Genomic DNA, 24,959 nt, shown 5'->3' with positions numbered 1-24,959 from the left:
GAAGTTGTCTGCTTCGGGAGGGTAGTGCTCACTAGAGAGCACTTTGGGTTTCTGGAAGAGGTGGGCGCATGCGGGCACAGTTGGCGGCCGGAGTTGCGGCGATGGCAATGGTCACTTCGTTGATTGGGCCCAGTGCCGCGGAGGCGCTGCCCGATGCGGTGGTGGGGAACGCGGCGCCGGTGACGGTGCCGGCGTTGCGGTCGTGGACCGGTGGCGTCGGGAGTTGGCGGTTGGTGCCGGGCGCTCGCATCGTCGTCGATCTCGGCGATCAGGCGAAGTTGGGAGAACTAGGGCAGAGGGTCGTCGAGGAGTTGGCGCTGCAGGAGGGCGTGTCCGCGCGAGTCGTCGTCGGGCAGGCCAGGGCCGGCGACATCCGGCTCGACCTGGTCGGCGGCCCGGTGACCCCATCGCCGCAGGGTTACCGGATGGTGGTCGGCGAGTCGGTCGCCATCACGGCGACCTCGCGGGGTGGCGTCTTCAATGGGACCCGTTCGTTGCTCCAGGCCTTAAGGTCGTCGCCGCAGCCGCGGTCGGTGGCGCGGGGCACGGCTACCGACTGGCCGGACAACGCGCAGCGCGGGCAGATGCTCGATGTCGGCCGGAAGTACTTCGGCGTCGACTACTTGAAGCAGCAGATCCGGCAGATGGCCTGGTACAAGCTGAACACGTTCCACCTGCACCTGTCGGACTGGAACGGCTTCCGGATCGAGAGCCTCGCGTATCCCGAGATCACGTCACCGCAGGCGTACACCCGGGCCGAGTTGCGCGACCTCGAGCGATACGCCGCGTCGTACGGCGTGACGATCATTCCGGAGATCGACCTGCCCGGGCATGCGGCGGCGATCAGTAAGGCCAAGCCCGAGTTGGCCTTCGGTTGCGAGAGCATGTCGAAGCCCGCGGGCGTTTCGTGGGAGGGGGCAGACTCCGGCGGATGGACGCTTGACGTCACCAAGGCGGCGGTGCGCGAGTTCTCCCGGCGGCTCGTGGCCGAGGTGGCCGACCTGTTCGACAGTCCGTACGTGCACATCGGGACGGACGAGGTGCCGCTGACGTCGTACCAGGTGGCCTGTCCCGAGCTGGTTCAGTACCAGCAGCAGCGCGGTTTTCCCTACGTGGCTGACGTTTTCGTCGACTACATCAACGAGTTGGACGCGGTCGTGCGGTCGCACGGAAAGACCACGCAGGTGTGGCAGTGGTGGGACTACCAGCAGCAGACGAGCTTGACGGTGGACAAGCGGGTGATCGTGCATGAATGGCTGCGTCGGCCGGAGGAGCGCGCGGCTGCGGGATACCGAACTGTGGGGGTGCAGGACGGACCGCTGTACGTCAGCCCCGGGTTTGGTGCACGGCCTGGCAGCTACGGCTTCTTCGATGTCCGCAGCACGTACGGCAGTTACTCGTTCGCGTCGTCGCCGGGCATTCTGGGCTACCACGTCGCGCGCTGGTCGGACCGTACCCAGACTTTCGCCACCGGCTGGGTCGACTACTTCGCCCGGCGTCCGATCGCGGTCGTCGCAGATCGGTCCTGGGGTTCGCCCGCTGCCGACGTACGACCGTTTCTGGACCGCTACGACCAGGTTGGTGATGCGAGCCCGGGCAGTACGCCGGACCCGGCGGACCTCGAGTCGCAGATCGGTGCGAACACCGGTCTGCTCAGCCAAACCGGCTGGACCGCGATGGCCTCCAGCCAGGAGACCACCGGGGAGGACGGGCGGGCGAGCCGGGCCGCCGACAACGATCCTTATACGCTCTGGCACAGCCGGTACGACGCCGGCCTGCCGCAAAAGCTGAGCGTTGACCTGGGCCGGCCGCAGCGGATCGCCGGCGTCCGGTACATGCCGCGCCAAGACGGCGGCGTCAACGGCATGGCGAAGGACTTCCGCGTTCTGGTGTCGAACGACGGTACGTCTTGGTCAGAAGCGACCCGCGGTCGGTTCGCGCCGGACCGGACCGAGTTCATCGCGCCGTTCCGCGCCACGACCGCACGACACGTGGCACTCGAGGTCATCAGCGAATACGGCCCGCAGAACCGCTTTGCCGCAGGGGCGGAACTGGACGTCGTACGCGCTCGCTGAAAAGACCAGCGCCGGCCGTCCCGGAGGTGGGGTGGCCGGCGCGGTGGCTTAGGTCAGATCGTGGTCAGGGCCTCCTCCTGTGCAGGGGTGGGGATTCGTAGGGTTGCCGCGGCTAGTAGGGCGCCGATGGCGGCGATGATGGCGGCGCCGAGGAAAGCGGCCGAGTAGCCGTTGGTCAAGGCGTCAGGCTTGCCGAGTTGGTCGGCGCCGGCGGCCGCGGCAACCGCGGTCATCGCGGCCAGGCCGAGGGCGGAGCCGATCTGGTAGCTGGTGTTGACGATTCCCGAGGCCAGTCCGCCTTCTTCGGGTCGCGCCGAGGACAACGCGATGCCGAGGCTCGGGATGAACGCGAGGGACATGCCGGCGGCCGCGATCAGCGAGGCGGGCAGTACGTCGACCCAGAACGACCCGGTGGACCGGATCAGCGACAGCGCGGCCAGACCGGCGGTGAGCACGGTCATCCCGATGACGAGCGTGCGCTTCGGCCCGAAGCGAGCGATGAACCGTGGTGCGACCACGATCATGCCGAGCATGATGAACGTTGTCATCGGCAACAAAGCGGAACCACTCGGGAAGGCGCTCAGGCCGAGCACCTGCTGGAGGTAGAGGTTCAGGAAGAACCACATCGGCACCCACGCGGCGCCCAGGAGCAGCTGGGCGATGTTGGCGGCGGCCAGGTTCGGCGCGCGGAAGATCGCGAGGCGCATCAGCGGTTCGGAACGACGCGCCTGCACCCAGACGAACACCGCGAGCAGTACGACGGCGGCGAGCCCGGTCAACAGTGTCTCCGCACTCGTCCACCCGGCCTCTGGCGCTCGCACGATCGCGTAGACGGCGGCGCCGATTCCACCGGTGGCCGTCAGCGCACCGACCAGGTCGATGCTGCCGCGACGCGATGCGACGGCCGGCATGAGCGCCGGAGTGGCCAGGAGTACGGCGATGGCGATCGGCACGTTGAGGTAGAAGACCCACGGCCAGCTGGCGTACTCCGTGATCACGCCGCCCAGGAACACGCCCGCCGTACCGCCTGCTGGTGCCGCGGCGCCGTACAGCGCTAGTGCTTTGGTCAGTTCCTTCGGCTCCGCGCCGAACAGCATCATCAACAGGGTCAACGCGGACGGTGCGATCAGGGCGGCGCCGACGCCTTGGACCGCGCGGCCGGCCAGTTCGAGGCCGACCCCGTTCGCCGCGCCGGCGAGGACTGATCCCGCGAGCAGGACGAGCCAGCCGGTCGAGAAGATCCGGCGTGCGCCGAACAGGTCGGACAGGCGCCCGCCGAGCAGGAGCAGACCGCCGAAGGCGACGACGTAGGCGTTGAACACCCACGAGAGGTCTTGGGGGGTGAAGCCGAGATCCGCCTGTATCTCCGGCAGCGCGACTCCGATGATCGAGGTGTCCATGATGACCATGAACTGGGCGGCGGCGATCAGGCCGAGCGCCCACCAGCGCCGCGAGCCGGTGTTTGTAGTAGTCATTTCAAACCCTTCCATTTCTGATACCCCCTAGGGGTATCTCGGTTCGGGTCAGAACTTAGCACGCTGCGACAGATACGGGAAGGGGGTATAGGAAACCCGGCGTTGTAGGCGCAAACTGACGGTGCGTGATGGGCGTGAGGCGGCAGATATTGACTTGGCTTCATACATATAGGGGGTATATGGTCTCGATGTTCGCAGCACCAACGAAGGGTTCACCGATGACTGACCACGCGCACGCCCACCACGACCAGCACGGCCACGAGGCCCCGGCCGTGGCTGGGCGGGAGCTGACCAAACTCGCCGTTTCGGCGACGCTGCACTGCCTCACCGGCTGCGCCATCGGCGAGGTGCTCGGCATGATCATCGGTACGGCGCTGGGCTGGGGCGACTGGTCGACCATCGGCCTCGCCGTGGTGCTGGCCTTCTTCTTCGGCTACCTGCTCACGATCGGCCCGGTGCTGCGCTCCGGTCTGCCGTTCAAGCAGGCCGTCAAGGTCGCCCTCGCCGCCGACACCGTGTCCATCCTGGTGATGGAGATCGTCGACAATGGGGTCATGCTCGCCGTTCCGGGCGCGATGGAGGCCGGTCTGACCAACGTGCTGTTCTGGGGCAGCCTCGCGTTCGCCCTACTGGTGGCCTTCGTGGTCACCGTCCCCGTCAACCGCTGGCTGATCGGCCGCGGCCGCGGCCACGCCGTGGTCCACCAGTACCACCACTGAGCGACCTAAGGCTCAAGGTCCAGCAGGTTGCCGCCCGGGCCGCTGTGGGGGTCGGTCATCGAGGTCTTCGGATGGTTGCGGTCGAACGCCGGGCTCTCGGACCGGATCCGCGGCAGCTCGGTGAAGTTGTGCCGCGGCGGTGGCGAGCTGGTCGCCCACTCCAGCGACCTGCCCCAGCCCCACGGGTCGTCGACACCGACCAGCGGCGACTTGCGCGACTTGTACACGTTGTAGAGGAATGGCAGCGTCGACACCCCGAGCAGGACCGCTCCGACGCTGGAGATCGCGTTCAGTGTGGTCAGGCCGTCCTCGGCCCTGTACGTCGCGTAGCGGCGCGGCATGCCCTCGACACCGAGCCAGTGCTGCACCAGGAACGTGGTGTGGAAACCGAGGAACAGCAGCCAGAAGTGCAGCCTGCCGAGCCGCTCGTCCAGCATCCGCCCGGTGAACTTCGGCCACCAGAAGTAGAAGCCGGCGAACATCGCGAACACCACCGTGCCGAACACCACGTAGTGGAAGTGGCCGACGACGAAGTAGCTGTCGTTGAGCTGGTAGTCGAGCGCCGGGGAGGCCAGGATGATGCCGGTCAGGCCGCCGAACAAGAAGGTGACGAGAAACCCGATCGACCAGAGCATGGGGGTTTCGAAGGTGAGCGAGCCGCCCCACATCGTGCCGATCCAGTTGAAGAACTTCACCCCGGTCGGCACCGCGATCAGGAAGGTCATGAACGAGAAGAACGGTAGATTCACCGCACCGGTGACGAACATGTGGTGCGCCCAGACCGCCACCGACAGCATGGCGATCGCGAGGGTGGCGAACACCAGCGTGACGTAGCCGAAGACCGGCTTGCGGCTGAACACCGGCAGGATCTCGGTCACGATGCCGAAGAACGGCAGCGCGATGATGTAGACCTCGGGATGGCCGAAGAACCAGAACAGGTGCTGCCACAGGATCGGCCCGCCGTTCGCGGCGTCGAATACCTGGGCGCCGAGTTTGCGGTCGGCTTCGAGCATCAGCAGGGTGGCCCCGAATACCGGGAAGGCGATGAGTGCCAGGATCGACGTGGCCAGGACGTTCCAGGTGAAGATCGGCATCCGGAACATCGTCATACCCGGCGCACGCATCGTGATGATGGTGGTGACGAAGTTGACCGCACCCAGAATCGTGCCGAGCCCAGCCATCCACAGACCCATGATCCACAGGTCCGCGCCGACTCCAGGCGAGCGCGTTTCGGTCGAGAGCGGTGTGTAGCCGGTCCAGCCGAAGTCCGCGGCACCGCCGGGCGTGATGAAGCCGCTCAGGGTGATCAGGCCGCCGAACAGGAACAACCAGTAGCTGAACATGTTCAGCCGCGGGAAGGCGACATCCGGCGCGCCGATCTGGAGCGGCATGATCTCGTTCGCGAAGCCGACGAACAGCGGGGTCGCGAACAGCAGCAGCATGATCGTGCCGTGCATCGTGAAGAGCTGGTTGTAAACCTCTTCGTTCACGATCTGCAGGCCCGGCCTGGCCAGCTCGGCGCGGATCAGCAGCGCCATCACGCCGCCGATCAGGAAGAAGGCGAACGAGGTTAGCAGGTAGAGGTGACCGATCAGCTTGTGGTCGGTCGTGGTCAGCCACTTGACCACGAGCGCGCCCTTACTTCGCCGCCCCACGTCCCTCGCCTGCACGGTTACGCTGCGTTCGGCGATGTCGACCATCGGCCGCTCCCTGGTGAGGTCAGCCGTTGTCGGCTGAGCCATTCCGCGGCCGGTGCTGCCGGCGACGGATCATGACGAGTCCCATCAGCAGCAAGAGTACGCCGGGTACGCCGGCCGCGATCGGCACCAGTCCGCTGGCGTCGAGAGTGCGTTCGGCGGCGACATCGAGCCGGAGCGACTTGCTCGCGATGACCGTGCCGGCGGCCTCCGAGGACGTGATCGCCACGTAGACGATGAACCGGCCGCTGTTCACGACCTGCATCTCCCACTCCAGCGTTTCCGCCTCACCGGCGCCGATCGGGTCCAGGTACTGCGTCCGCTCGCCGGACCAGTCCTCGGGGTCGACGTAGACGCCAGGGTCGACGGCGAGCACGTTGAGGTGGGCGATCGCGCCGCTGACCTCCTGCCCGCCCGGGTTGCGCACGGTCGAGGTGAAGGTCAGGCTCCGGCCGAGCGCGAGCGAGGCCTGGGTCTTGTCCAGTTCGACGGTCACCACGTCGACATCCAGCGAGGTCGCGCGGCCCGGGTCTGCCGAAGCCACTCCGGGCAGTACGACGGCGGCCAGGGTCGCGAAGCAGGTCGCCACAATCGCGTAGGTCCTGGTCATTCCCGGCCTCCGAGTCTGAGCCTGCCCGCGACGGCGATGGCCAGCACCAGTAAGACTCCGGCGACGATCGCGGGACCGAGCAGCCAATGACCTTCCTGGGCGAAGGTACGGGCATTGATGATCACCTTGCCGAGGTAGCGCAGGCCGGCGGTGAACGGGTCGGTGCGCTGGAGCAGATCCCCGAACCAGCCGCGTTGTGCCGAGCTCGGCATCTGGGTGGGTGCGAACAACGCGAGCAAGGTGAAGACGCTGACCGACAGGCTGATCCGGTTCGAACCGGCGAACGTGCTGATCAGCAGGCCGAGAGCGACCATCGTCAGCGCGAGCAGGCTGCCCACCAGGAGTCCGTTCAGCAGCGAGGTCCGGACCACGCCGACGCCGCGGCCGAGATACCAGAGGTACGGCACCGAGATCACGAACGCCGCGAACCACAGCGACAGCGCGGCGATTCCCTTGCCGAGGGCAAGCGATCGGCGGGAGATCGGGGCCAGCAGCAACGATTCGAGGGTGCCACGCTCGCGCTCGCCGCTGAACGCGTCCGCGGCGGCCAGCAGCGTGAGCAGGACGCCGATCGCCACCGCCACCTGCAGGGTGAGGGCGACGGACTCGCGCTGTTCGAGGAAGTTGAGTGCCTCGTTGGTGGCGGTGAGATAGGTGGTCACACTGAGCACGACCGAATAGGCGAACAGCAGGATCAGCGCACGTCCGCCCAGCCAGAGGTCACGGATCTCCCGGTCGGCGACGACCAGCCAGGACGGGCGCCCCGCGCGGGCTACCGGTCCGGCGGTCGCAGGTTCGGCTTCGACGGTCATCAGACCTCCTCGGTGACAGCGAGGAAGGCGTCGCTGAGCCGGCCACCCGCCAAGGTGAACCCGAGCACCGGTACGCCGGCTTCGAGCAGGCTCTTCATCGCCTGGGTGGCGGCGGCTTCGAGCTCGAGCCCGGCGGGCATGCTCAGTTCCAGCTCGCCCAGCGGACCGCCGCCGTTCGACGCCGCGTGCACCTCGGTGCGGGCCAGGGCGGCCAGGGCCCGGTCGAGCAGCTCGGGCGGGACCTTCACGTGCCCGTGCCGTGGCGCGGCCGCCTGCCGAACCACCTCGGCGACGGTGCCTTCGGCAACGACCTTGCCGCGGTTGAGGATCACGACGCGGTCGCACACCTGTTCGACGTCGGCCAGCACGTGGGTGCTGAGGAAGACCGTCGAGCCGCGCTCGCGGGCGATCCGGCCGATCAGGTTGAGCATCTGGGCCTGGCCCATCGGGTCGAGGCCGAGCGTGGGCTCGTCGAGGAAGACGACGTCCGGGTCGTTGACCAGGGCACGCGCGATCCCGAGTCGTTGCCGCATTCCCCTGCTATAGCTGGAGATGAGCGCCCGCCCGCGATCCGCCAGGCCGACATCCGCGAGCAGCCGTCGGGTCGTGTCCCGGGCGTCGGCGCGACTCCGGCCGAACAACTCGGCGTGGTAGCGCAGCCATTCCTCCCCGGATTGGCCGAGTGGATAGCCCGCGCTCTCCGGCAGCACGCCGACCCGCCGGCGGATCGCGGTCGGCCTGGTGTGCGGTACGCCGGCGACCGTGAACGACCCGCTGTCGGGCGGCAGGATCGTGGTCAGGATCCGGATCGCGGTCGTCTTGCCGGCACCGTTGGGCCCGAGAAAGCCCAGCACCGTGCCGGCCGCGACGCGCAGATCCAGCGACTCCACGGCCACCAGCCGCCCGTACGTCTTCCGCAATCCGCTCGCTTCGAGTGCGATCTCGCCGGATCTGTCCGCAGGCATGGTCAATTGCCTCGCTCTGGCCGTGAACCCCGTAATGCCCCCATAACGCCCCCTCATCAAGCGCACCGGGGCGTCGTACGCAGAACAGGCCCGCACTGCCGCCCATGCGCTATGCGGTCAGAGTGCGCCGGATAGTGGCGGTTCGGCAAGAGGGTGCGCCGAAATTGATTGCGGAGTGAAACCTCCGAGCCACTTCTCAGGACGGGCCTGGCGCGCGACACTCGGCTCACGGGCATCTGACCGGGGAACAGGCCACCGGCCTGCGATCGGGTGCCGAGGGGGGTAAGAGATGCGCAGAATACGCATCGGCTACGCGTTCGCCCTGACCGCAGGTCTGGCCGGCCCGTTGGCCCTGGTGGCTTGTTCGTCCGGTGATTCGTCCGGGGTCCAGGCACCGAGCCAGACGACGGTCACACCGAGTAGCCGACCGGACGCGAGCCCGAGTGCGACGCCGACGACCACACCGCCGGCGACAACCAATACGCCGACCGGGAAGCCCAGCACACCGGGCAAGCAACCAGAGACCGGCCCGGAGCCTGGGTACGACCGGTCCGCGTTCTCGCGCCCGACCATGTTCACGAACAAGTGGTTCCCGCTGCGGCCGGGGACGCGGCTGAACTACCGGGGGCAGACGATCGAAGACGGTGAAGCCATCCCGCACACCGTGACCTTCATCGTCACCGACCTCACCAAGGTCATCGACGGTGTCCGCAACGTGGTGCTCTGGGAGCGGGACTACCGGGAGGGCGTGCTGGAGGAGGCCGAGCTGGCGTTCTTCGCCCAGGCCGACGGCGGCGACGTCTGGCACTTCGGCCAGTATCCCGAGGTGTACGAGGGGGGCCAGCTCACCGAGGTGCCGGCCTGGATCCACGGGGTCGAGGGCGCGCGGGCCGGTATCACCATCAAGGCGAAGCCACAGCTCGGCGGCCGCAGCTACTCGCAGGGCTGGGGTCCGGCGGTCGGCTGGTCTGACCGAGCTGAAGTGTTCAAGACGAACCAGAAGACCTGCGTCAAGGCGGGCTGCTTCCAGGGTGTCCTGGTCACGGACGAGACCAGCGCGGACGAGCCGGGCGCGCACCAGCTGAAGTACTACGCGGCCGGCATCGGCAACGTCCGGGTCGGGTTCTACGGCAACGATCCGACCAAGGAAACGCTCGAACTGGTCAGCGTGCAACGCCTGAGCAAGGCCGGTCTCGCCGAGGCCCGGGCCGCCGCGTTGAGTCTGGAGAAGCGCGCGTACCGGTACAGCAAGGATGTTTATGGCCGGACCGCGCCGATGAAGTGAGTCCGGAGAAACCGTGCGCATCCTGGTGGTCGAAGACGAGCGGCGACTTGCGCGCGCGATCGGCCACGGGCTGGAGGACCATGGGTTCGCCGTCGAGCTGGCGCACGACGGCGACACCGGGTTGTGGCTTGCCCGGGAGCAGGAGTTCGACGCGATCGTGCTCGACCTCATGCTGCCCGGGCTGCCGGGGTACGAGGTGTGCAAGCGATTGCGGGCCGAGGGTTGCTGGACGCCGATCCTGATTCTCACCGCCAGGGACAGCGACGACGCCGAAGCCCGCGGACTCGATCTCGGCGCCGACGACTTCCTCCGCAAGCCGTTCTCGTACCAGGTGCTGATCGCCCGGCTGAACGCCCTGCTGCGCCGTGGCGCTCCGGCCCGGCCGGCGAAGCTGCTGGTCGATGATCTGGAACTCGATCCCGCGCGACGCACAGTGCGGCGCGGAACGGCTTCGATCGAGCTGACCCGTCGGGAGTTCTCGCTGCTGGAGTACCTGATGCGCAACATCGGCCAGACCCGGTCGAAGGCCGAGATCCTCGATCACGTCTGGGGAGCAGATTTCGACCGGGAGCCGAACGTCGTCGAGGTGTACGTCGGCTACCTGCGCCGCAAGATCGACCAGCCGTTCGGTACCGACACCATCCAGACGATCCGCGGCCACGGCTACCTGGTCGGCTCCGATGGCTGATCGACCGTCCCGGCGGCGGACTCCGTCACTGCGGACCCGAATGGTGCTGATCGCCGCCGCGACGACGGCCGTGGTGCTGATGGCCGGGGCCGCGGCGCTCGTACTGACCCTGCGGGTGGTGATGATCGACGAGGCCATGGACGCCAGCCGGCTGCGGGCCCGTGACCTCGGCGCACTCGCCGCCGGCAACGCGCTACCGCCTGCACTGCCCATCGGCCATGATTCCGACCTGGTGCAGATCGTCGCCGCCGACGGCCGCGTGCTCGGCGCGAGCGCGAACATCGCCGGCCGGCCGGCCCTCGAACTGCCCCGCGAGTCACCTGGGTCTACCCGGGAGGTCAGGGTGGCCAGTCTGCCGCTGGCCGATTCGGGCGAATACGGGATCGTTGCCCAGGGCATCAGTACGCCGTCCGGTCCGGCCACCGTCTACGTCGCGGTCTCGATCGAGGAGGTCGACGAGATCGTTGTTCTGGTTGGCGAGATCAGCGTCGCCGGGATTCCGATCCTGGTCCTGCTGCTGTCCGTCGCGATGTGGAGAGTGCTCGGCCGGACTCTCACGCCGGTCGAGACGATCCGCCAGGAGGCCGACGCGATCAGCGGCCGGCACTTGGACCGGCGGGTTTCCGAACCGCCGCAGTACGACGAGATCGGCCGCCTCGCGCGCACGGTGAACGCGATGCTCGGCCGCCTGCAGGACAGCGCCGAACGCCAGCGCAGGTTCGTCGCCGACACCGCGCACGAGTTGCGCAGCCCGATCGCCAGCCTGCGGACCCAGCTCGAGACCGCCCGGGCCAGCCGTCGTCCGGTCGACTGGTCGAGGGTCAGCGCGGATCTGCTCGACGAGACCGTCCGGATGCAGCACCTCGCCGAGCAACTCTTGCTGCTGGCCCGTGCCGACGCCGGAACCCTGGGACGGACGCGAACCGCGGTCGACCTGGACGACGTGATCGATATCGCCGTCGGTCATCTGGCCGCGAGCGGTCCGGCGCGGGTGGACCGCCAGGGCGTCGAGCCCGTGCAGGTGAGCGGCAACGCGCTGCTGCTGGAGCAACTCGTGCGCAACCTCGTCGACAACGCGGTCGCTCATGCGGCCGGGGAGGTCCGCGTCGGCCTGTCCGTTGTGGACGATGAGGCGGTGCTGACCGTGGACGACGACGGTCCCGGCGTACCGAGGGAGCGCCGGCAGGAGATCTTCGAACGCTTCACCCGACTGGACGGCGCCCGTGATCGCGACCACGGCGGCGCCGGCCTCGGACTGGCCATCGTCGCGGACATCGTCAAAGCGCATGGCGGCGTGGTCGAGATCGGCGACGCACCACTCGGCGGCGCCCGGTTCGAGGTACGGCTGCCGGTTGCGGATGCGCAGTATGCACCACGGTTGCCAAGAAAGTCCTGAGAACCGGCGCGTAGACAGGACCGGTCCTCGGCCTTACTCTCCGAATAAGGGGCTCACGTAGGCGGTATCAAGCTACGTGGGATTGATATGTGGGGGATGCGATCCGGGGGGATTCCGGTGCGCCGCGTCGTTGGATGCGCACGCCCACCCGCGCTCGCCTCCTGTGGGGGAGGGCCGACAGTCATGAATTGGATCGTATCTTCGAGCCTGAAATTCCAGCGGCTGATCATCGCCGTAGTGCTGGGACTGATCGTCCTCGGCATCGTCCAGATCGGCCAGTCCCGGGTGGATGCGCTGCCCGAGTTCACGCCGACGACGGTCGAGGTCCAGACCGAGGCGCCGGGGTTGTCGGCCGAAGAGGTCGAGCAGATGGTCACCGTCCCGCTGGAGCAGGATCTGCTGGCCGGCGTGGCGTTCCTGGACCGGATCGAGTCGGTGTCGATGCCCGGCCTGTCCTCGGTCGTGATGACGTTCGAGCCGGGCACGAAGCTGCTGGCCGCGCGGCAGGTCGTCCAGGAACGGCTGTCTCAGGCAACCGCCGTGGCGGGACTGCCACAAGTGTCGAAACTGCCGCAGATGATCCAGCCACTGTCGTCCACCAGCCGGCTGTCGATGATCAAGATCTCCTCCGACTCACTGACCCCGATCGACCAGTCCGTGCTCGCCCGCTGGGTGATCACGCCGCGACTGATGTCGGTGCCCGGTGTCGCCCACGTCAGCGTCTGGGGTTTCCGAGACCGGCAGCTCCAGGTTCTCGTCGATCCCCAGCAGTTGCGGCAGCACCGCACGACGCTGGCCGACGTCATCGAGACCACCGGTAACGCGCTCGAGGTGTCGCCGCTGTCCTTCCTGGAGGCGTCCACGCCCGGGACCGGCGGGTTCATCGACACCGTGAATCAGCGGCTCGGCATTTTCCACGAGCAGACGATCAAGACCGCCGCCGAGCTGGCCCAGGTCCCGCTGGAGAGTTCCGCCGGGAAGCCGACCTCCAAGACCCTGGGCCAGGTGGCGCAGGTGGTCGAGAACCACCAGCCACTGATCGGTGACTCCATCTGCCCGGGCGGCGAGGCATGTCAGTTCCTCGTGGTGGAGAAGTTCCCTGGCGCCAACACCGTTCAGGTGACCAAGGACGTCGAGGCCGCCCTGGACGCGATGCGGCCGGGTCTCGTCGGTCTGAATATCGATACGTCGCTGTACCGGCCGGCGTCCTTCATCGAGTCGTCCTTCAACGATCTGCAATGGGCGCTGCTGATCGGCGGAGTGCTCCTGCTGCTGCTGATCGTCCTGCTCTTCTGGGACTGGCGCCGGGCCGTGGTGGCCTTGGTGGCGATCCCGGTGCCGCTGGCCGTGGTGGCCGTGGTGCTGTCTCTGCGGGATGCGCCGATCAACTTCATGGTCGTGGCCGGGCTCGTGCTCGGTCTCACCGCGATCGTCGGCGACGCGATGACCGACTCACATGGTCTCGCTGCCCGGCTTCGTGAACGCCGTGAGAAGAACGGCGGGTCGGCCGCACTCGCGGTGGTGAGTGAGTCCGCCGCGATGCGCAGTGGAATCCTCTATGCGGTCCTGATCGTGGTCGCCGCAACCGTGCCGTTCTACTTCCTGGAGGGCGAAGGCGGTGCGTTCTTGCCGCCGATCGTGCTCTCCTACCTGCTCGCCGTCGCCGCGTCGATGCTGGTGGCGCTGACGCTGACGCCGGTGGTCGCACTGATGCTCTTGTCCAATAGCGAACCCCGGCAGTCCGCGCTTTCCCGCCGACTTGGCAGCGGCTATCAGCGCCGGGCGAATGACCTGGTCGGCGGCACGCGCGCTGCCCTGATCGTGGCCGGGGTCCTGGCCTTGATCGGTTTGATCGCCTTGCCCTTCCTGAATGCTTCGCTGCGGCCGGCGCTCAAGGAACGCGACGTTCTGGTTCATATCGAGGCGCCGCCCGGTACGTCGCTGCCGAAGATGACCGAGCTCACCCGGCAGGCGGTTCAGCAGCTCGGCTCGGTGTCAGGGGTCGTCAACGTCGGCGGCCAGGTCGGCCGGGCGGTCGCTTCGGACCAGATCGTCAACGTCAACGCGGGCGAGATCTGGGCCAAGATCGGCCCGGACGCCGATTACGACAAGACCCTGAGCTCGATCCGGAGCACGGTCCGCGGCCTGTCCGGGGTGACGACCGACGTACTCACCTATTCGGACGAGCGCGTCACTGACGTCCTCGGCCGGTCCAGCGAGGACCTGGTCGTCCGGGTCTACGGCGAGAACCCCGAGCACCTGAGCAACAAGGCGGACGAGATCCGTGCCCTGCTGACGGGAGTCGACGGCGTGGCCACGGTGAACGTCGACCGCGCGCTCGACGAACCCACCGCGCAGGTCCAGGTCGACCTTGCTCGCGCCCAGGCGGCCGGCATCAAACCCGGTGACGTACGCCGGGCCGCGACCGCACTGATGGGTGGTCTGACGGTCGGCAGCCTGTTCGATCAGCAGAAGGTGTTCGACGTCGTGGTCTGGGGCAAGCCGGAGATCCGGCAGAACGCGACCGATGTCGCGGAGCTCCTGATCGACACGCCGTTCGGCAGTCACGTCCGGCTCGGTGACGTGGCGAAGGTCGAGGTCGTGCCGAACCCGACCGTGATCCGGCACGAGGCCGTCGCGCCGTACCTCGACGTGATCGCCGACGTGGCCGGGCGGGATATCAGCGCGGTCGCAAGCGACGTCAGCGACCGGCTCGCGCAGGTGCAGTTCCCGCTGGAGCATCACGCCGAACTACTCGGCGGATATCAAGAACAGCAGTCCAGCCAGTCGCAAATGATCGCGGTGATCATCGCCGCGGTGATCGCGGTGGCCCTGCTGCTGCAGGCCGCCGTCGGCAGCTGGCGGCTCGCGCTGATCGCGTTCCTGGCTTTGCCCTTGTCCTTGGTCGGTGGCTTCGCCGCGGTCATCCTGACCGGCCGGACGTTCAGTCTCGGCTCGATCGCCGGGCTGGTCGGTGTGCTCGGGATCGCCGCGCGGACGGTGATCCTGCTGCTCCGGAGATACCAGCGCCTGCAGCGGGACGACGGGATGAAGTCCGGTCCAGGCCTCGTCGTCACCGGCACCAGACAGGCCATGGCGCCGGCCCTGATGTCGATGCTGGCGGTGATCGTGCTGCTCGCGCCGATCGTTGTGGTCGGCGGTGGACCCGGTTTCGAGATCGTGCACGCGATGGCGGTCGTACTGGTCGGCGGCTTGCTGACCACGGCGGCGGTCACCCTGTACGTCGTACCGGTCGTCTATCTGGGGTTCGGCTCGACCGAGGAGCAGGATTTGTGGGCCGACGAACCGGTGTCGTCAGAAGCCGAGGAGACTCCAGCCCCGGCCCCGCAAGAGGCAGAGGCAGGAGCGGGGGCCTGATGATGCCCAGGAAGCGTGAGTTCGGCGCGGCGCTGGCCGCCGTACTGCTCGTCTCCTCCTGCGGCGGGGCGGTGACGGACAAGTACGCCGTCGGTCACGAACCCGCCCACGTCGAGGAGGTGGCCGGTGGCCTTCCGCGGATCGTGCTGGAAGAGGCGGCGGTGAAGCGGCTCGCCATCGAAACCGTACCGGTGGTGAAGTCGGCGAATGTGCTGGTCGTCCCGTCGGCAGCGGTGTTCGTGGATCCGAAGGGGCATTGGTGGGTCTATACGAACCCGGAGCCCGGAGTGTTCGTCAGGCATGAGATCAAGATCCAGCGACAGGCCGGCGATCTCGCCTACCTGCTGAGCGGTCCGGCCGTTGGAACCAAGGTGGCCACCGTCGGTGTGCCGTCGCTGTACGGCGTCGAAGAAGAGATCGGTCACTGAAAGGGGGCAGTGCCGTGATGCGTTTGATCGTGGCTTCGAGTCTTAGATTCCGGTTCCTCGTGGTGGCCTTGACCGCGTTCCTGATGTTCTTCGGCGCCCAGCAGTTGGGTAAGTCAGCCGTCGACGTCTTTCCCGAGTTCGCGCCACCGAAGGTGGAGGTGCACACGCTGGCCGTCGGGTTGGGACCGACCGAGGTCGAAGAGCTGATCACGGTTCCGATGGAGCAGTCGCTGAACGCGATTCCCGGTGTCAGCACCGTCCGGTCCCGTTCGGTCGAGCAACTGTCGCAGGTCGTGCTGCTCTTCGAGGAGGGCACCGATCTGCTGACCGCCCGTCAGCACGTCGCGGAGCGGATCGCGGCGATCACGCCGACGCTGCCGACGTGGGCGGCGCCACCCGTCATGCTCCAGCCGCTGTCGGCCACCAGCCGGGTGCTGAAGATCGGCCTGTCGTCCACCGATCCGAACCTGGACATGATGGACCTGTCGATGACGGCGTACTGGAAGATCCGGTCCCGGCTGCTCCAGGTGCCCGGTGTCGCCAACGTGCCGATCTGGGGCGAACGCCTGGAGATGCTCCAGGTGCAGGCCGACCCGGAACGCATGGCCAAGCAGAAGGTCACCCTGGAACGGGTGATGACGACGACGGCGAACGCGCTGGACGCCGGTCTGCAGCGGTACGCCGACGGCAACTTCATCGGGCGCGGCGGCTTCGTCGACACTTCGACCGGACGGATCGGGATCCGGCACGTCACGCCGATCGTGACCCACGACAATCTGGCCGACCTGCCGATCCAGACCCTCGACGGCCGGCAGATCCGGCTCCGCGACGTGGCCACCCTGGTCCGGGATCACCAGCCGCTGATCGGTGACGCGGTCATCAACGAGGGCGACGGCCTGATGCTGATCGTCGAGAAGTTGCCGTGGGCAAACACACTGGACGTCACCAGGGGAGTCGAGGAGGCACTCGCGGAGCTGAGTCCTGGTCTGCAGGGCATCGCCGTCGATTCCGCGATCTTCCGGCCCGCGACGTTCATCGAGGAAGCGATCGACAACCTGACCACGTCGCTGATCCTCGGCGCGCTGCTGATGATCCTGATGCTCGCCCTGTTCCTGTACTCCTGGCGGACCGCGCTCATCAGTGTTGTCACCATCCCGCTGTCGCTGCTGGCCGCGCTGCTCGTGCTGGACATCCGCGGTGCCACGATCAACACGATGGTGCTCGCCGGGTTCGTGATAGCCCTCGGCGACGTCGTCGACGACGCGATCATCGGCATCGAGAACATCGTCCGGCGACTGCGCCAGCATCGCGCCGAAGGCAGCGGCAAGTCGACCGCCAAGATCATCCTGGAGGCGTCGCTGGAGGTCCGGGGCGCGATCGTCTACGCGACCATCATCGAGATCGTCGCAATCGCCCCCATCTTCCTGCTCGCGGGGCTGTCCGGGGCGTTCTTCCGGCCCTTGGCCGTGGCGTACGCGCTCGCTCTGGGCGCGTCGATGCTGGTCGCGCTGACGGTCACACCCGCGCTGGCGCTGATCTTCTTCCGTAACCCGAAGTCGCTGGCGCACCGCGAGTCGCCGCTCGTGCCGCCGATGAAACGTGGCTACGAGTGGATGCTCATCCGGCTGGTGAAGCGGCCGCGTCGCGCGTACGTCGCGGTCGCTCTCACCACCGCCTGCGGACTCGTGGTCCTGCCACTGCTCGGGCAGTCCCTGCTCCCGAACTTCAAGGAACGCGACTTCCTGATGCACTGGCTCGGTAAGCCCGACATCTCCCTGCAGGAAGAGGTCCGGACGACGAAGCAGGTGAACGCCGAACTCCTCACCATCCCCGGAGTGCGCAACGCCGGCTCGCACATCGGGAACGCGTTCTTCGGTGATGAGCCTCATGGCGTTTACTTCGGCGAGAACTGGATCAGCGTCGACAAGTCGGTCGACTACGACGAGACCGTGAACAGCGTCCACGGCGTCGTCGACGGCTACCCCGGCGTGTTCCGCGACGTACTGACCTATCTGAAGGAACGGATCCGGGAGGTCCTGACCGGGACCAGCGACCCGATCACGATCCGGATCTTCGGCAACGACCTGGAGACCCTCCGGGCGAAGGCCGAGGAGATCAACAAGATCGTCGGTGAGGTCCCCGGCGTCGGCGATCACACCGCCGACTTCCAGGACGCCATTCCGCAGGTCCGGGTCGAGGTCGATATCCAGGCCGCGAAGCAGCACGGTCTCAAGCCCGGCGATGTCCGGCGCGCGGCCGCCTGGCTGATGGCCGGCGAGGAAGCCGGTGACGTCTACACGGCCGGCCGGGCGTACGACGTCCAGCTGTGGACCGCGCCGGAGAAGCGGCGCAGCATCACTGATCTGCAGAACCTGCAGATCGACCGGCCCGGTGGCGGCCATGTGGCACTGCGGGAGATCGCCGACATCAGCATCGTGTCCGTGCCGAACGTGGTCCAGCACGAGGACATGTTCCGCAACATCGACGTGGGCGCCGAGCTCGACGGGTCCCGTGACCTCGGGTCCGTGGTCAAGGACATCGAACAGCGGCTCGACCAGGTGGAGATGCCGCTGGAGTTCCGCGCGGAGATGCTCGGCGAGTACACCGAACGACAGGCGGCCCAGCAGCGGCTGCTGATCTTCGCGATCGCCGCGGCGATCGGGATCCTGCTGCTGTTGCAGGCGTCCTATCGGAGCTGGCGGTTGGCGATCTTGACGTTCGTGACGCTGCCGATCGCGCTGGTCGGCGGGCTGATCGCGGCGTACCTGGGGTCGAAGGTGATCACGCTGGGTTCGCTGGTCGGGTTCCTGACCGTGTTCGGGATCGTGGCACGCAACGGGATCATGCTAATCAGTCACTGCAAGCATCTGGAGGAGGAAGAGGGGTTGCCGTTCGGGCCCGAACTGGTGCTTCAGGGCGCGAAGGAACGGCTGGTGCCGATCATGATGACGGTGCTGACCACCGGGCTCGCGTTGATCCCGCTGCTGGTGACCGGGTCGATCCCGGGCCAGGAGATCGAGCACCCGATGGCGGTGGTCATTCTCGGCGGCCTGATCACGGCGACGCTGCTCAACCTTCTGGTGGTGCCTGCCCTCTACCTGAGGTTCGCGAGGAAGCGTCAGGCGCATCCGGAGGCAGCGGCTGCTTGAGCCACGAGTAGAGCAGCGCCCAGTCGGCGGCTTCAGCCCGCCGGCGGGCGCTGCTGGCACGTGCCTGCGCGAGTCCGCAGACGACGGCGATCACGATCAGGGCGAGGGCATCGATAGCCAGGATCCACGGCAGCAGATTCATTGGTCACACCTCGGCTCTCCTCCCCCCAGGGTGGCGAGCGGTCACTTTCATGATGCCCGCCCGTCGCTGAGAGACCGCTGAGTGCTACTAGTGCACCTGGAATTCCCAGAGGGAGTAGCCGTACTGGGTGCCGCGTTGGATGCCGCGTAGCCGCACGAAGCGGGTGGTGGTCGGGGTGAAGTCGATCGCCTCGATCCCGCCCGATCCGTTGGTGGTCGAGTACACGTCGCGCCAGGTGGTGCCGTCGTCGGAGACCTGGATCGCGTACGACTTTCCGTACGCCACCTCCCAGTGCATCGTCACCCCGCTGACCGTTGCCGGCGCGCCCAGATCCACCTGGAACCACTGGTCGTCGGTGCGATCGGATCCCCAGCGGGTGGAGAAATCGCCGTCGACGGCCTGTCCGGCGATGGCGGCGCCCGTCGACGCGGTCGCGGGTTTGCCCAGGGCAAGGTTCGGACGGGGCTGCGGTTCCGGGTCCTGTACGGGCGTGATGACGACGTTCGAGTAGTTGGCGCTGCTGAGGATGTTCATCGCCGTCAGCGTGGTGGCCGGAGTCGTTGCCCCCGGCATCGTTACCCGGTCGAACTGGATGTTGCTGAAGGCCGCGGCCGCGTCGTACCCCTTGAGAACGGCATAGCTCTTGCCTTTGTCGCGAACGGTGATGTTGCTGACGACAACGTTCTGGACGGGTCCGGCGCCGAGGCCGGGATTCTCGATGATGAAACGGAACCAGGTCTGATCGTTGACCAGTTTCACCCCGATCCGTTCCACGTCGATGTTCTCGAACCGTACGTTCTTGACCAGGGCCGAGCCGTACCGGTGGTGGATGCCGATTCCGATCGCCGCGTCGTACACGACACCATCACGGAACACGACGTTGCTCTGTGGCTGCAGGGTGCCCTGGCCGATCTTGAAGCCGTAGCACCTGGTCCACGAGATCAGGTCCTCGAACAGTACGTTCTGCACGGGCTGCGGCGCGCCGGGCCAAGGCAGCGCGATATCGGTGTCCTCGCGCCACGCCTTGGTGGTCCACGGATCGTCCAGGCTGATCCCGATCCCGTGCCGGACCACGACGTTCTGCGACTCGTTCACGTCGATGCCGTCGTTCTCGCCCATGTCGAGCCGGTTGAAGATCTTCACGTTGGTGAAGGTGAGGTTCTTCGACCGCGCGGTGACGATCGCCCAGGCGCCGGACTCGCGCACGATCAATCCGTCGAAGGAGAAGTCCTTGGTCGCGATCGGCACCAGGATGTTCGCGGCGAAGTTGTACCTGCGGATGGCCGCGTCGCCGTTGCCGTCCAGCGTTCCGCGGCCGAAGACGCGGATGTTCTTGGAGCCGAACTCGGTGGAGATCCACCAGGTGATGTCGCGGTTCTGCGAGTTCTTGTGCCAGTGCTTGGTGTAGTCCGCCGGGTTGCCGGTGAAGCGGAACACCGCGCCAGGCTCGAGATAGAGCGACACGTTGCTCTTGAGGACGACGTTGCCGACCAGGTAGACGCCCGCCGGTACGTAGACGGTGCCACCTCCGGCCGCGGTCGCGTCATCGACAGCCCGTTGAACGGCAGTTGTGGAAAGCGCCGAGCCGGTGGCGTCAGCGCCGTACGTCATGACGTTGTGGTTGCCTGGTCCGGAGCTGGCCGGTTTGTCGGTCTCGGCCGGGTCCGCCGCGATCACCAGGTCCGGGCGGCCGTCGAGCTTCACGATCACGTACTCGTCGTTCGGGATGGTGAACGTCAGCGTCGGGCCGGACACGCTGCCCTGCAGGCCGAGCTTGCGTGGCGAGATCGTGTACGCGCCGATGTTCGTGTTGTTCAGCTTCCGTACGGCGATCGTGGCCGGCCCTGATCCCATCGAGAAGTGCGCGTAGTCGTAGCCGGGATAGTCGACCACGTCGATCCGTTGACCGTTGACGGTCAGCTCGTAGTCGGGGGAGCGCTGGTAGATCGACGGCTGCGCGTACGCGTCGATCCGCGCAGGAGCAACCTCCTCGGCGTGGGCGGTGGGCACGACACCTCCGAGGGCGATGAGTACCGGTATCAGGGCAGCACGAATCAGACGGTGGAACATGGGCGGTCCCTTCCAGAGGGCTTTAGCGGATACCTTCCGAACGCAACAAGGTGGCGAGTCGCTGGACGTGGTCGCGGATGATCGCGGCCACCCGCGCCACCTCCGCGTCGGTGCACTGGTCGATCGGGATGGAACAGCTGATCGCGTCGGTGGCCGGGATCCGGTACGGCACCGGTACGCCGACGCAGCCGAGGCCGAGCGTGTTCTGCTCGCGCTCGAACGCGTACCCGCGACGCCTCGTGTCCTCCAGCTCGTCGGCCAGCGCCGCGTGCGAGGTGACCGTGTTCGCGGTGAGCGCGGGCAGGGGATCGGACGGTAGCTCGAGCGACACCTCGGTAGTGGTCAGCTCGGCGAGCAACGCCTTGCCCAGCGAGGTCGCGTGCGCGGGAAGTTGCCGGCCGACCCGGCTGGTCGCACGATGCGGAGCCGTCTCCTCCCGGGTCGCCAGGTAGATCACGCTGGCGCCGTCCAGCCGCGCGTAGTGCGACGTGTAGCCGGTCTCCTCGCGGATCAGCTCCAGCGTCCGGATCCCGTGTGGCAGCGCCGGATCGCGGTCCAGGTACGCCGTACCGACGAGCAGCGCGCGGGACCCGATCCCGACCATCGCGCCTTCGTTGGTGGACTCGATCCAGCCCATCGCGATCATCGTGTGCAGCAGTTGGTGCAGGCTCGACCGCGGGTAGCCGGTCTCCTTGTGCAGCTCGGTCACCGACAGCGGCCCGCGGGCGTCGCCGAGCACCTCGAGAATCCGCAGCGCCCGCTCGGCCGACTTGACCAGCCGGATCTCGTCGATGCTCACCACCCGAACCTCCTGATTGACCGAATCCGGTCGTCCGTACGTTGCGGCACGTTTCGGCGCGTTGACAGATACATGAACAAGCTAATACGTTTCAAATCGTTCCGCCAGTATGTACCGCATTCACATATGTGAATCGAAGAGATGAGGGTTGACGATGAGGATTTCGCCGGCGAAGAGGGCGGCAGCCGCCCTGTCCGCGATGGTCCTGGTCGGCTTACTGAGCGCCTGCGGGGGCGACGATGGCGACAGCGCCGGCAGCAGCAGTGAACCGCTGGAGGTCTGGTCGCGCAGCTCGCCCGACCCGGCGAAGACGTATCAGGAGATCATGGCGGCCTTCACGAAGAAGACCGGGATCAAGGTCGACTACAAGGGCGTGATCGAGCTCGACACCCAGCTGCAGGCGCGCGCCTCGTCGAAGGACCTGCCGGACGTCTGGATCAACGACGCCTATCTGCTCGGCTCGTACCAGTCGCACGGCTACGTGACCAAGGTCGAGAAGGGCGATATCGCCGGCGGCGACCAGATCCCGGACGAGACCTGGGCCCAGAATCAGGCAGTCGATGGGCAGATCTACGGCGTGCCGTTCTCCCGGCAGACCTTCGGCACCCTGGTGAGGTCGGACTGGCGCAAGAAGCTTGGTCTGCCGCAGCCGAAGACCTGGGACGAGTTGGCCGCGTTGGCGAACGCGTTCGCGACCAAGGACCCGGACGGCAACGGCAAGGCCGACACCTACGGGATGGTCGTCCCGGGCTCGAGCAAGAAGGGCTACATCGGCTGGTGGGCGTCGTCGTACATCTGGCAGGCCGGTGGCGGCATCGTCGAGAAGTCCGGTGAAGCCAAGTACAAGTCGGTGATCAACTCCCCGCAGACCAAGACAGCGCTGGAGTGGATCCGCAAGCAGTTCTGTACGCCGGGCAACGTGGTCCCCGGGTCGCTGAACCTGACCACGAGCGAGACGCCGTTCTTCGGCGAGGGCACGGCCGGCATCTACCTGACCGGGCCGTACACCCTCTCCGGGTACGACAAGAATCTCGGCAAGGACAAGTACGAGGTGGTCCCGATGCCGAAGGGCCCCGTCGGTACGACGACGCTGGCCGACGGCGAGACCATCTACTTCGGCGCGGGATCGAAGAAGACCGACCAGCAGAAGGCGCTGGCCGAATTCCTGATCTCGCCAGAGGCGCAGAAGATCGGCATGGCCGCGAGCGGGGCAACCCAACCGGTCGTCCGGCTCCCGGTGAACAAGACGCTCGACGCCGGAGCGGTACGAAACGACCCGCGCTGGAAGCTGTTCCAGGACGAGTACAACGCGAACTCCAAGTCGTTCGTCTGGGCGATCGACTTCCAGCCGATTCGGCAGGCCCTCGGTGAGGGAATCAACAAGATGATGTCGAGTTGTACGAGCGACCTGGACGCGGGCCTGAAGACGCTCGACGAGGCGATCACCGCCGAACTCAAGTCCCAGGATCTCGCCGAGTGACAGGATCTCGCCGAATGACGGTGGCCAGGCGGCCGGCGGCGGCCCTGCGTGGGTCGTCCTGGCTGCCCTGGATGTTCCTGGCCCCCGCCCTGCTGTTCGCCGCGATGTTCAAGTTCTTCCCGATGCTGGAGGGCATCCGGATGAGCTTGTACAAGGTGCAGCCGTTCCTCGGTGACGAATGGGTGGGGTTGGAGAACTACGCCACCGTCCTCGCCGACCAGCGGTTTCGGGACGCTCTCGGTCACACCGTTGTGCTGGGTGTCGGCCAGACGGTCGGTGCGTTGGTCGTCGGGTTCGGGCTGGCGCTGCTGCTCGAGGGGCAGGCCCGGTCGCTGTGGATCCTGCGGACCGCGGTCTTCCTGCCCGTGGTCACCGCCATCGCCGTGATCGGTGAGGTCTGGCGGATCCTGTACTTCCCGACCGACACCGGCTTCGTCAACGAGATCCTCGGCGCCATTGGGCTCGGGCCGTTCGGCTACCTGAGCGACCCGGACTCGGCGCTGGCGTCGGTGATGGCGGTCGGCATCTGGACCGGCGCGCCGTACGACATGGTGATCATCCTCGCGGGACTGGCCGGGATCGACCGGACCCTGTACGAGGCGGCCGCGGTGGACGGCGTCAACCGCCGGCAGCGGCTGCTCCACATCGTGCTGCCGGGACTGCGACCGGCGCTCACCGTGGTGCTGACGCTGGCGGCGATCCGGGGCCTGCGGATCTTCACCGAGGTCTACGTGCTCACCGGCGGCGGTCCGGCCGGATCGACCGAGGTCTGGATGACGCGGGTCTACTCGCTCGGCTTCGAGCGCAACAACCTGGGCGTCGCCTCGGCCGCGTCGATGCTGCTGCTGCTCGTCACCGTGATGCTCACGGTCGCCGTGCGGCTGATCACCAGAAGCCGGGAGGCACGATGAGAGACCAAGGCACTCGGTTCGACACCGCACTGGGCTGGTCGCCGCGGTTCGGTCCCGCGTTGGTCTTGCGGATCGCCCTTTGCGCACTGGTGCTGTTCATCTTCGCGGCGCCCTTCCTGATCATCATCTCCGGTGCCTTCAACGAGACGACCGACTCCACTCAGGTGAACGTCTATCCGTCCGATCCGACCCTGCTCGGGTTCAAGATCGCCGCAGAGAAAGGGATTTGGGGATACTTCGCCACCTCCCTGATCATCGTCGGAGGCGGCCTGTTGTTGCAGGTGACGCTGTCGGTGCTGGCGGCCTACGCGTTGTCGCGGCAGCGCTTCCGCGGCCAGCTGGTCGTGCTGATGCTCTTCCTGCTGACGATGATGCTGCCGGAGGAAGTGATCGCGATCCCGCTCGCGCAGGTGATCGCGGACCTGCCGTTGCTCGGGATCAGCCTGAAGGGCAGCGTGCTCGGCGTCATCCTGCCGGTCGCGATCTGGGGATTCTCGATCCTGGTGATGTCGGAGTTCATGAAGGAGATCCCGCAGGAGATCGAGGAGGCGGCCCGGATCGACGGGGTCGGCGAGATCCGGATGCTCTGGACGATCGTGCTGCCGCTGTGCAAGCCGGTGCTCGGCGTGATCACGATCTTCGGGTTCATGATGATCTGGAACCAGTACCTGCTGCCGCTGATCGCCGCCAACGAGCCCAGCGACTACACCCTGACAGTGGCGCTGGCGTTCCTGCGAACGGACGCCGATGTCGGGCCCGGCGTACTGCTGGCCGGCGCCTTGATCGCCTTGCTTCCAAGCCTGATCGTCTACCTGCTGATGCAGAAGTCGATGATCCGCGGCATCACCTCCGGCGCAATGAAGGGCTGATGACCATCACC

At 67.0% G+C, this 24,959-nt stretch carries 18 protein-coding genes; 11 read left to right on the top strand and 7 right to left on the bottom strand.

Annotated elements, in window-relative coordinates; all coding sequences use genetic code 11:
* Window positions 1–68 precede the first annotated feature (68 nt).
* Window positions 69–2,075: a family 20 glycosylhydrolase gene (locus tag OG394_RS16325; protein WP_328996215.1), complete on the top strand. Its 2,007-nt coding sequence runs from the start codon at window positions 69–71 to the stop codon at window positions 2,073–2,075.
* Between the two features lie 53 nt (window positions 2,076–2,128).
* On the opposite strand, the gene OG394_RS16320 is transcribed toward OG394_RS16325, so the two are convergent.
* Window positions 2,129–3,550 carry an MFS transporter gene (locus OG394_RS16320; protein ID WP_328996214.1) on the bottom strand — a complete coding sequence of 474 codons (1,422 nt, stop codon included), beginning with the start codon at window positions 3,548–3,550 and terminating at the stop codon, window positions 2,129–2,131.
* A 218-nt stretch (window positions 3,551–3,768) separates the two neighbouring features.
* Here OG394_RS16320 and OG394_RS16315 point away from each other — a divergent pair, with 218 nt between their 5' ends.
* The gene (locus tag OG394_RS16315; RefSeq protein WP_328996213.1) at window positions 3,769–4,269 is read left to right on the top strand and encodes a DUF4396 domain-containing protein; all 501 of its coding nucleotides are present in this window, start codon (window positions 3,769–3,771) and stop codon (window positions 4,267–4,269) included.
* 5 nt (window positions 4,270–4,274) lie between these two features.
* Here the strand turns inward: OG394_RS16315 and ctaD are convergent, their stop codons facing one another.
* Genes ctaD through OG394_RS16295 form a run of 4 tightly spaced genes read right to left on the bottom strand, consistent with a single transcriptional unit; the run spans window position 4,275 to window position 8,353 of the window.
* A complete protein-coding gene (ctaD, locus tag OG394_RS16310) occupies window positions 4,275–5,969 on the bottom strand; it encodes an aa3-type cytochrome oxidase subunit I (protein ID WP_328996212.1) in 1,695 nt (564 codons plus the stop codon).
* A gap of 19 nt (window positions 5,970–5,988) precedes the next feature.
* A complete protein-coding gene (locus OG394_RS16305; RefSeq protein ID WP_328996211.1) occupies window positions 5,989–6,576 on the bottom strand; it encodes a hypothetical protein in 588 nt (195 codons plus the stop codon).
* Complete coding sequence (locus OG394_RS16300; protein ID WP_328996210.1) at window positions 6,573–7,388, bottom strand: ABC transporter permease; 816 nt, start codon at window positions 7,386–7,388, stop codon at window positions 6,573–6,575. Before OG394_RS16300 ends, OG394_RS16305 begins: the two co-directional genes overlap by 4 nt.
* On the bottom strand, window positions 7,388–8,353 hold the full coding sequence (locus tag OG394_RS16295; RefSeq protein WP_328996209.1) for an ABC transporter ATP-binding protein: 966 nt from the start codon (window positions 8,351–8,353) through the stop codon (window positions 7,388–7,390). Before OG394_RS16295 ends, OG394_RS16300 begins: the two co-directional genes overlap by 1 nt.
* Before the next feature lie 289 nt (window positions 8,354–8,642).
* Here OG394_RS16295 and OG394_RS16290 point away from each other — a divergent pair, with 289 nt between their 5' ends.
* The 6 genes from OG394_RS16290 (at window position 8,643) to OG394_RS16265 (ending at window position 18,677) form a co-directional block, all read left to right on the top strand.
* The gene (locus tag OG394_RS16290) at window positions 8,643–9,638 is read left to right on the top strand and encodes a hypothetical protein (protein WP_328996208.1); all 996 of its coding nucleotides are present in this window, start codon (window positions 8,643–8,645) and stop codon (window positions 9,636–9,638) included.
* Between the two features lie 13 nt (window positions 9,639–9,651).
* A complete protein-coding gene (locus OG394_RS16285) occupies window positions 9,652–10,326 on the top strand; it encodes a response regulator transcription factor (protein ID WP_328996207.1) in 675 nt (224 codons plus the stop codon).
* Window positions 10,319–11,722, top strand: coding sequence for a sensor histidine kinase (locus tag OG394_RS16280; RefSeq protein ID WP_328996206.1), 1,404 nt, complete (start codon window positions 10,319–10,321; stop codon window positions 11,720–11,722). Before OG394_RS16285 ends, OG394_RS16280 begins: the two co-directional genes overlap by 8 nt.
* A 183-nt stretch (window positions 11,723–11,905) precedes the next feature.
* On the top strand, window positions 11,906–15,100 hold the full coding sequence (locus OG394_RS16275) for an efflux RND transporter permease subunit (RefSeq protein ID WP_328996205.1): 3,195 nt from the start codon (window positions 11,906–11,908) through the stop codon (window positions 15,098–15,100).
* A gap of 2 nt (window positions 15,101–15,102) precedes the next feature.
* Window positions 15,103–15,528: a hypothetical protein gene (locus OG394_RS16270; protein ID WP_328996204.1), complete on the top strand. Its 426-nt coding sequence runs from the start codon at window positions 15,103–15,105 to the stop codon at window positions 15,526–15,528.
* Window positions 15,529–15,545: 17 nt separating this feature from the next.
* On the top strand, window positions 15,546–18,677 hold the full coding sequence (locus tag OG394_RS16265; protein ID WP_328996203.1) for an efflux RND transporter permease subunit: 3,132 nt from the start codon (window positions 15,546–15,548) through the stop codon (window positions 18,675–18,677).
* Window positions 18,678–18,906: 229 nt separating this feature from the next.
* Here OG394_RS16265 and OG394_RS16260 read toward each other — a convergent pair whose 3' ends face one another.
* Together OG394_RS16260 and OG394_RS16255 are read right to left on the bottom strand one after the other, a co-directional pair.
* On the bottom strand, window positions 18,907–20,889 hold the full coding sequence (locus OG394_RS16260; RefSeq protein ID WP_328996202.1) for a discoidin domain-containing protein: 1,983 nt from the start codon (window positions 20,887–20,889) through the stop codon (window positions 18,907–18,909).
* A gap of 22 nt (window positions 20,890–20,911) precedes the next feature.
* A complete protein-coding gene (locus OG394_RS16255; protein ID WP_328996201.1) occupies window positions 20,912–21,688 on the bottom strand; it encodes an IclR family transcriptional regulator in 777 nt (258 codons plus the stop codon).
* Between the two features lie 154 nt (window positions 21,689–21,842).
* Between OG394_RS16255 and OG394_RS16250 the strand changes: the two genes are divergently transcribed.
* From OG394_RS16250 to OG394_RS16240, 3 genes are read left to right on the top strand one after another with little or no spacing between them, the layout of a single operon-like run.
* Window positions 21,843–23,168 carry an ABC transporter substrate-binding protein gene (locus OG394_RS16250; RefSeq protein WP_328996200.1) on the top strand — a complete coding sequence of 442 codons (1,326 nt, stop codon included), beginning with the start codon at window positions 21,843–21,845 and terminating at the stop codon, window positions 23,166–23,168.
* 14 nt (window positions 23,169–23,182) lie between these two features.
* Window positions 23,183–24,079: a carbohydrate ABC transporter permease gene (locus tag OG394_RS16245; RefSeq protein WP_328996199.1), complete on the top strand. Its 897-nt coding sequence runs from the start codon at window positions 23,183–23,185 to the stop codon at window positions 24,077–24,079.
* A complete protein-coding gene (locus OG394_RS16240; protein WP_328996198.1) occupies window positions 24,076–24,948 on the top strand; it encodes a carbohydrate ABC transporter permease in 873 nt (290 codons plus the stop codon). The genes OG394_RS16245 and OG394_RS16240 overlap by 4 nt, the downstream gene beginning before the upstream one ends.
* Window positions 24,949–24,959: the final 11 nt, after the last annotated feature.

Source organism: Kribbella sp. NBC_01245, assembly GCF_036226525.1.
In the GTDB taxonomy this organism is placed as follows: domain Bacteria; phylum Actinomycetota; class Actinomycetes; order Propionibacteriales; family Kribbellaceae; genus Kribbella.
This window is presented reverse-complemented; position numbering and strand designations above follow the sequence as displayed.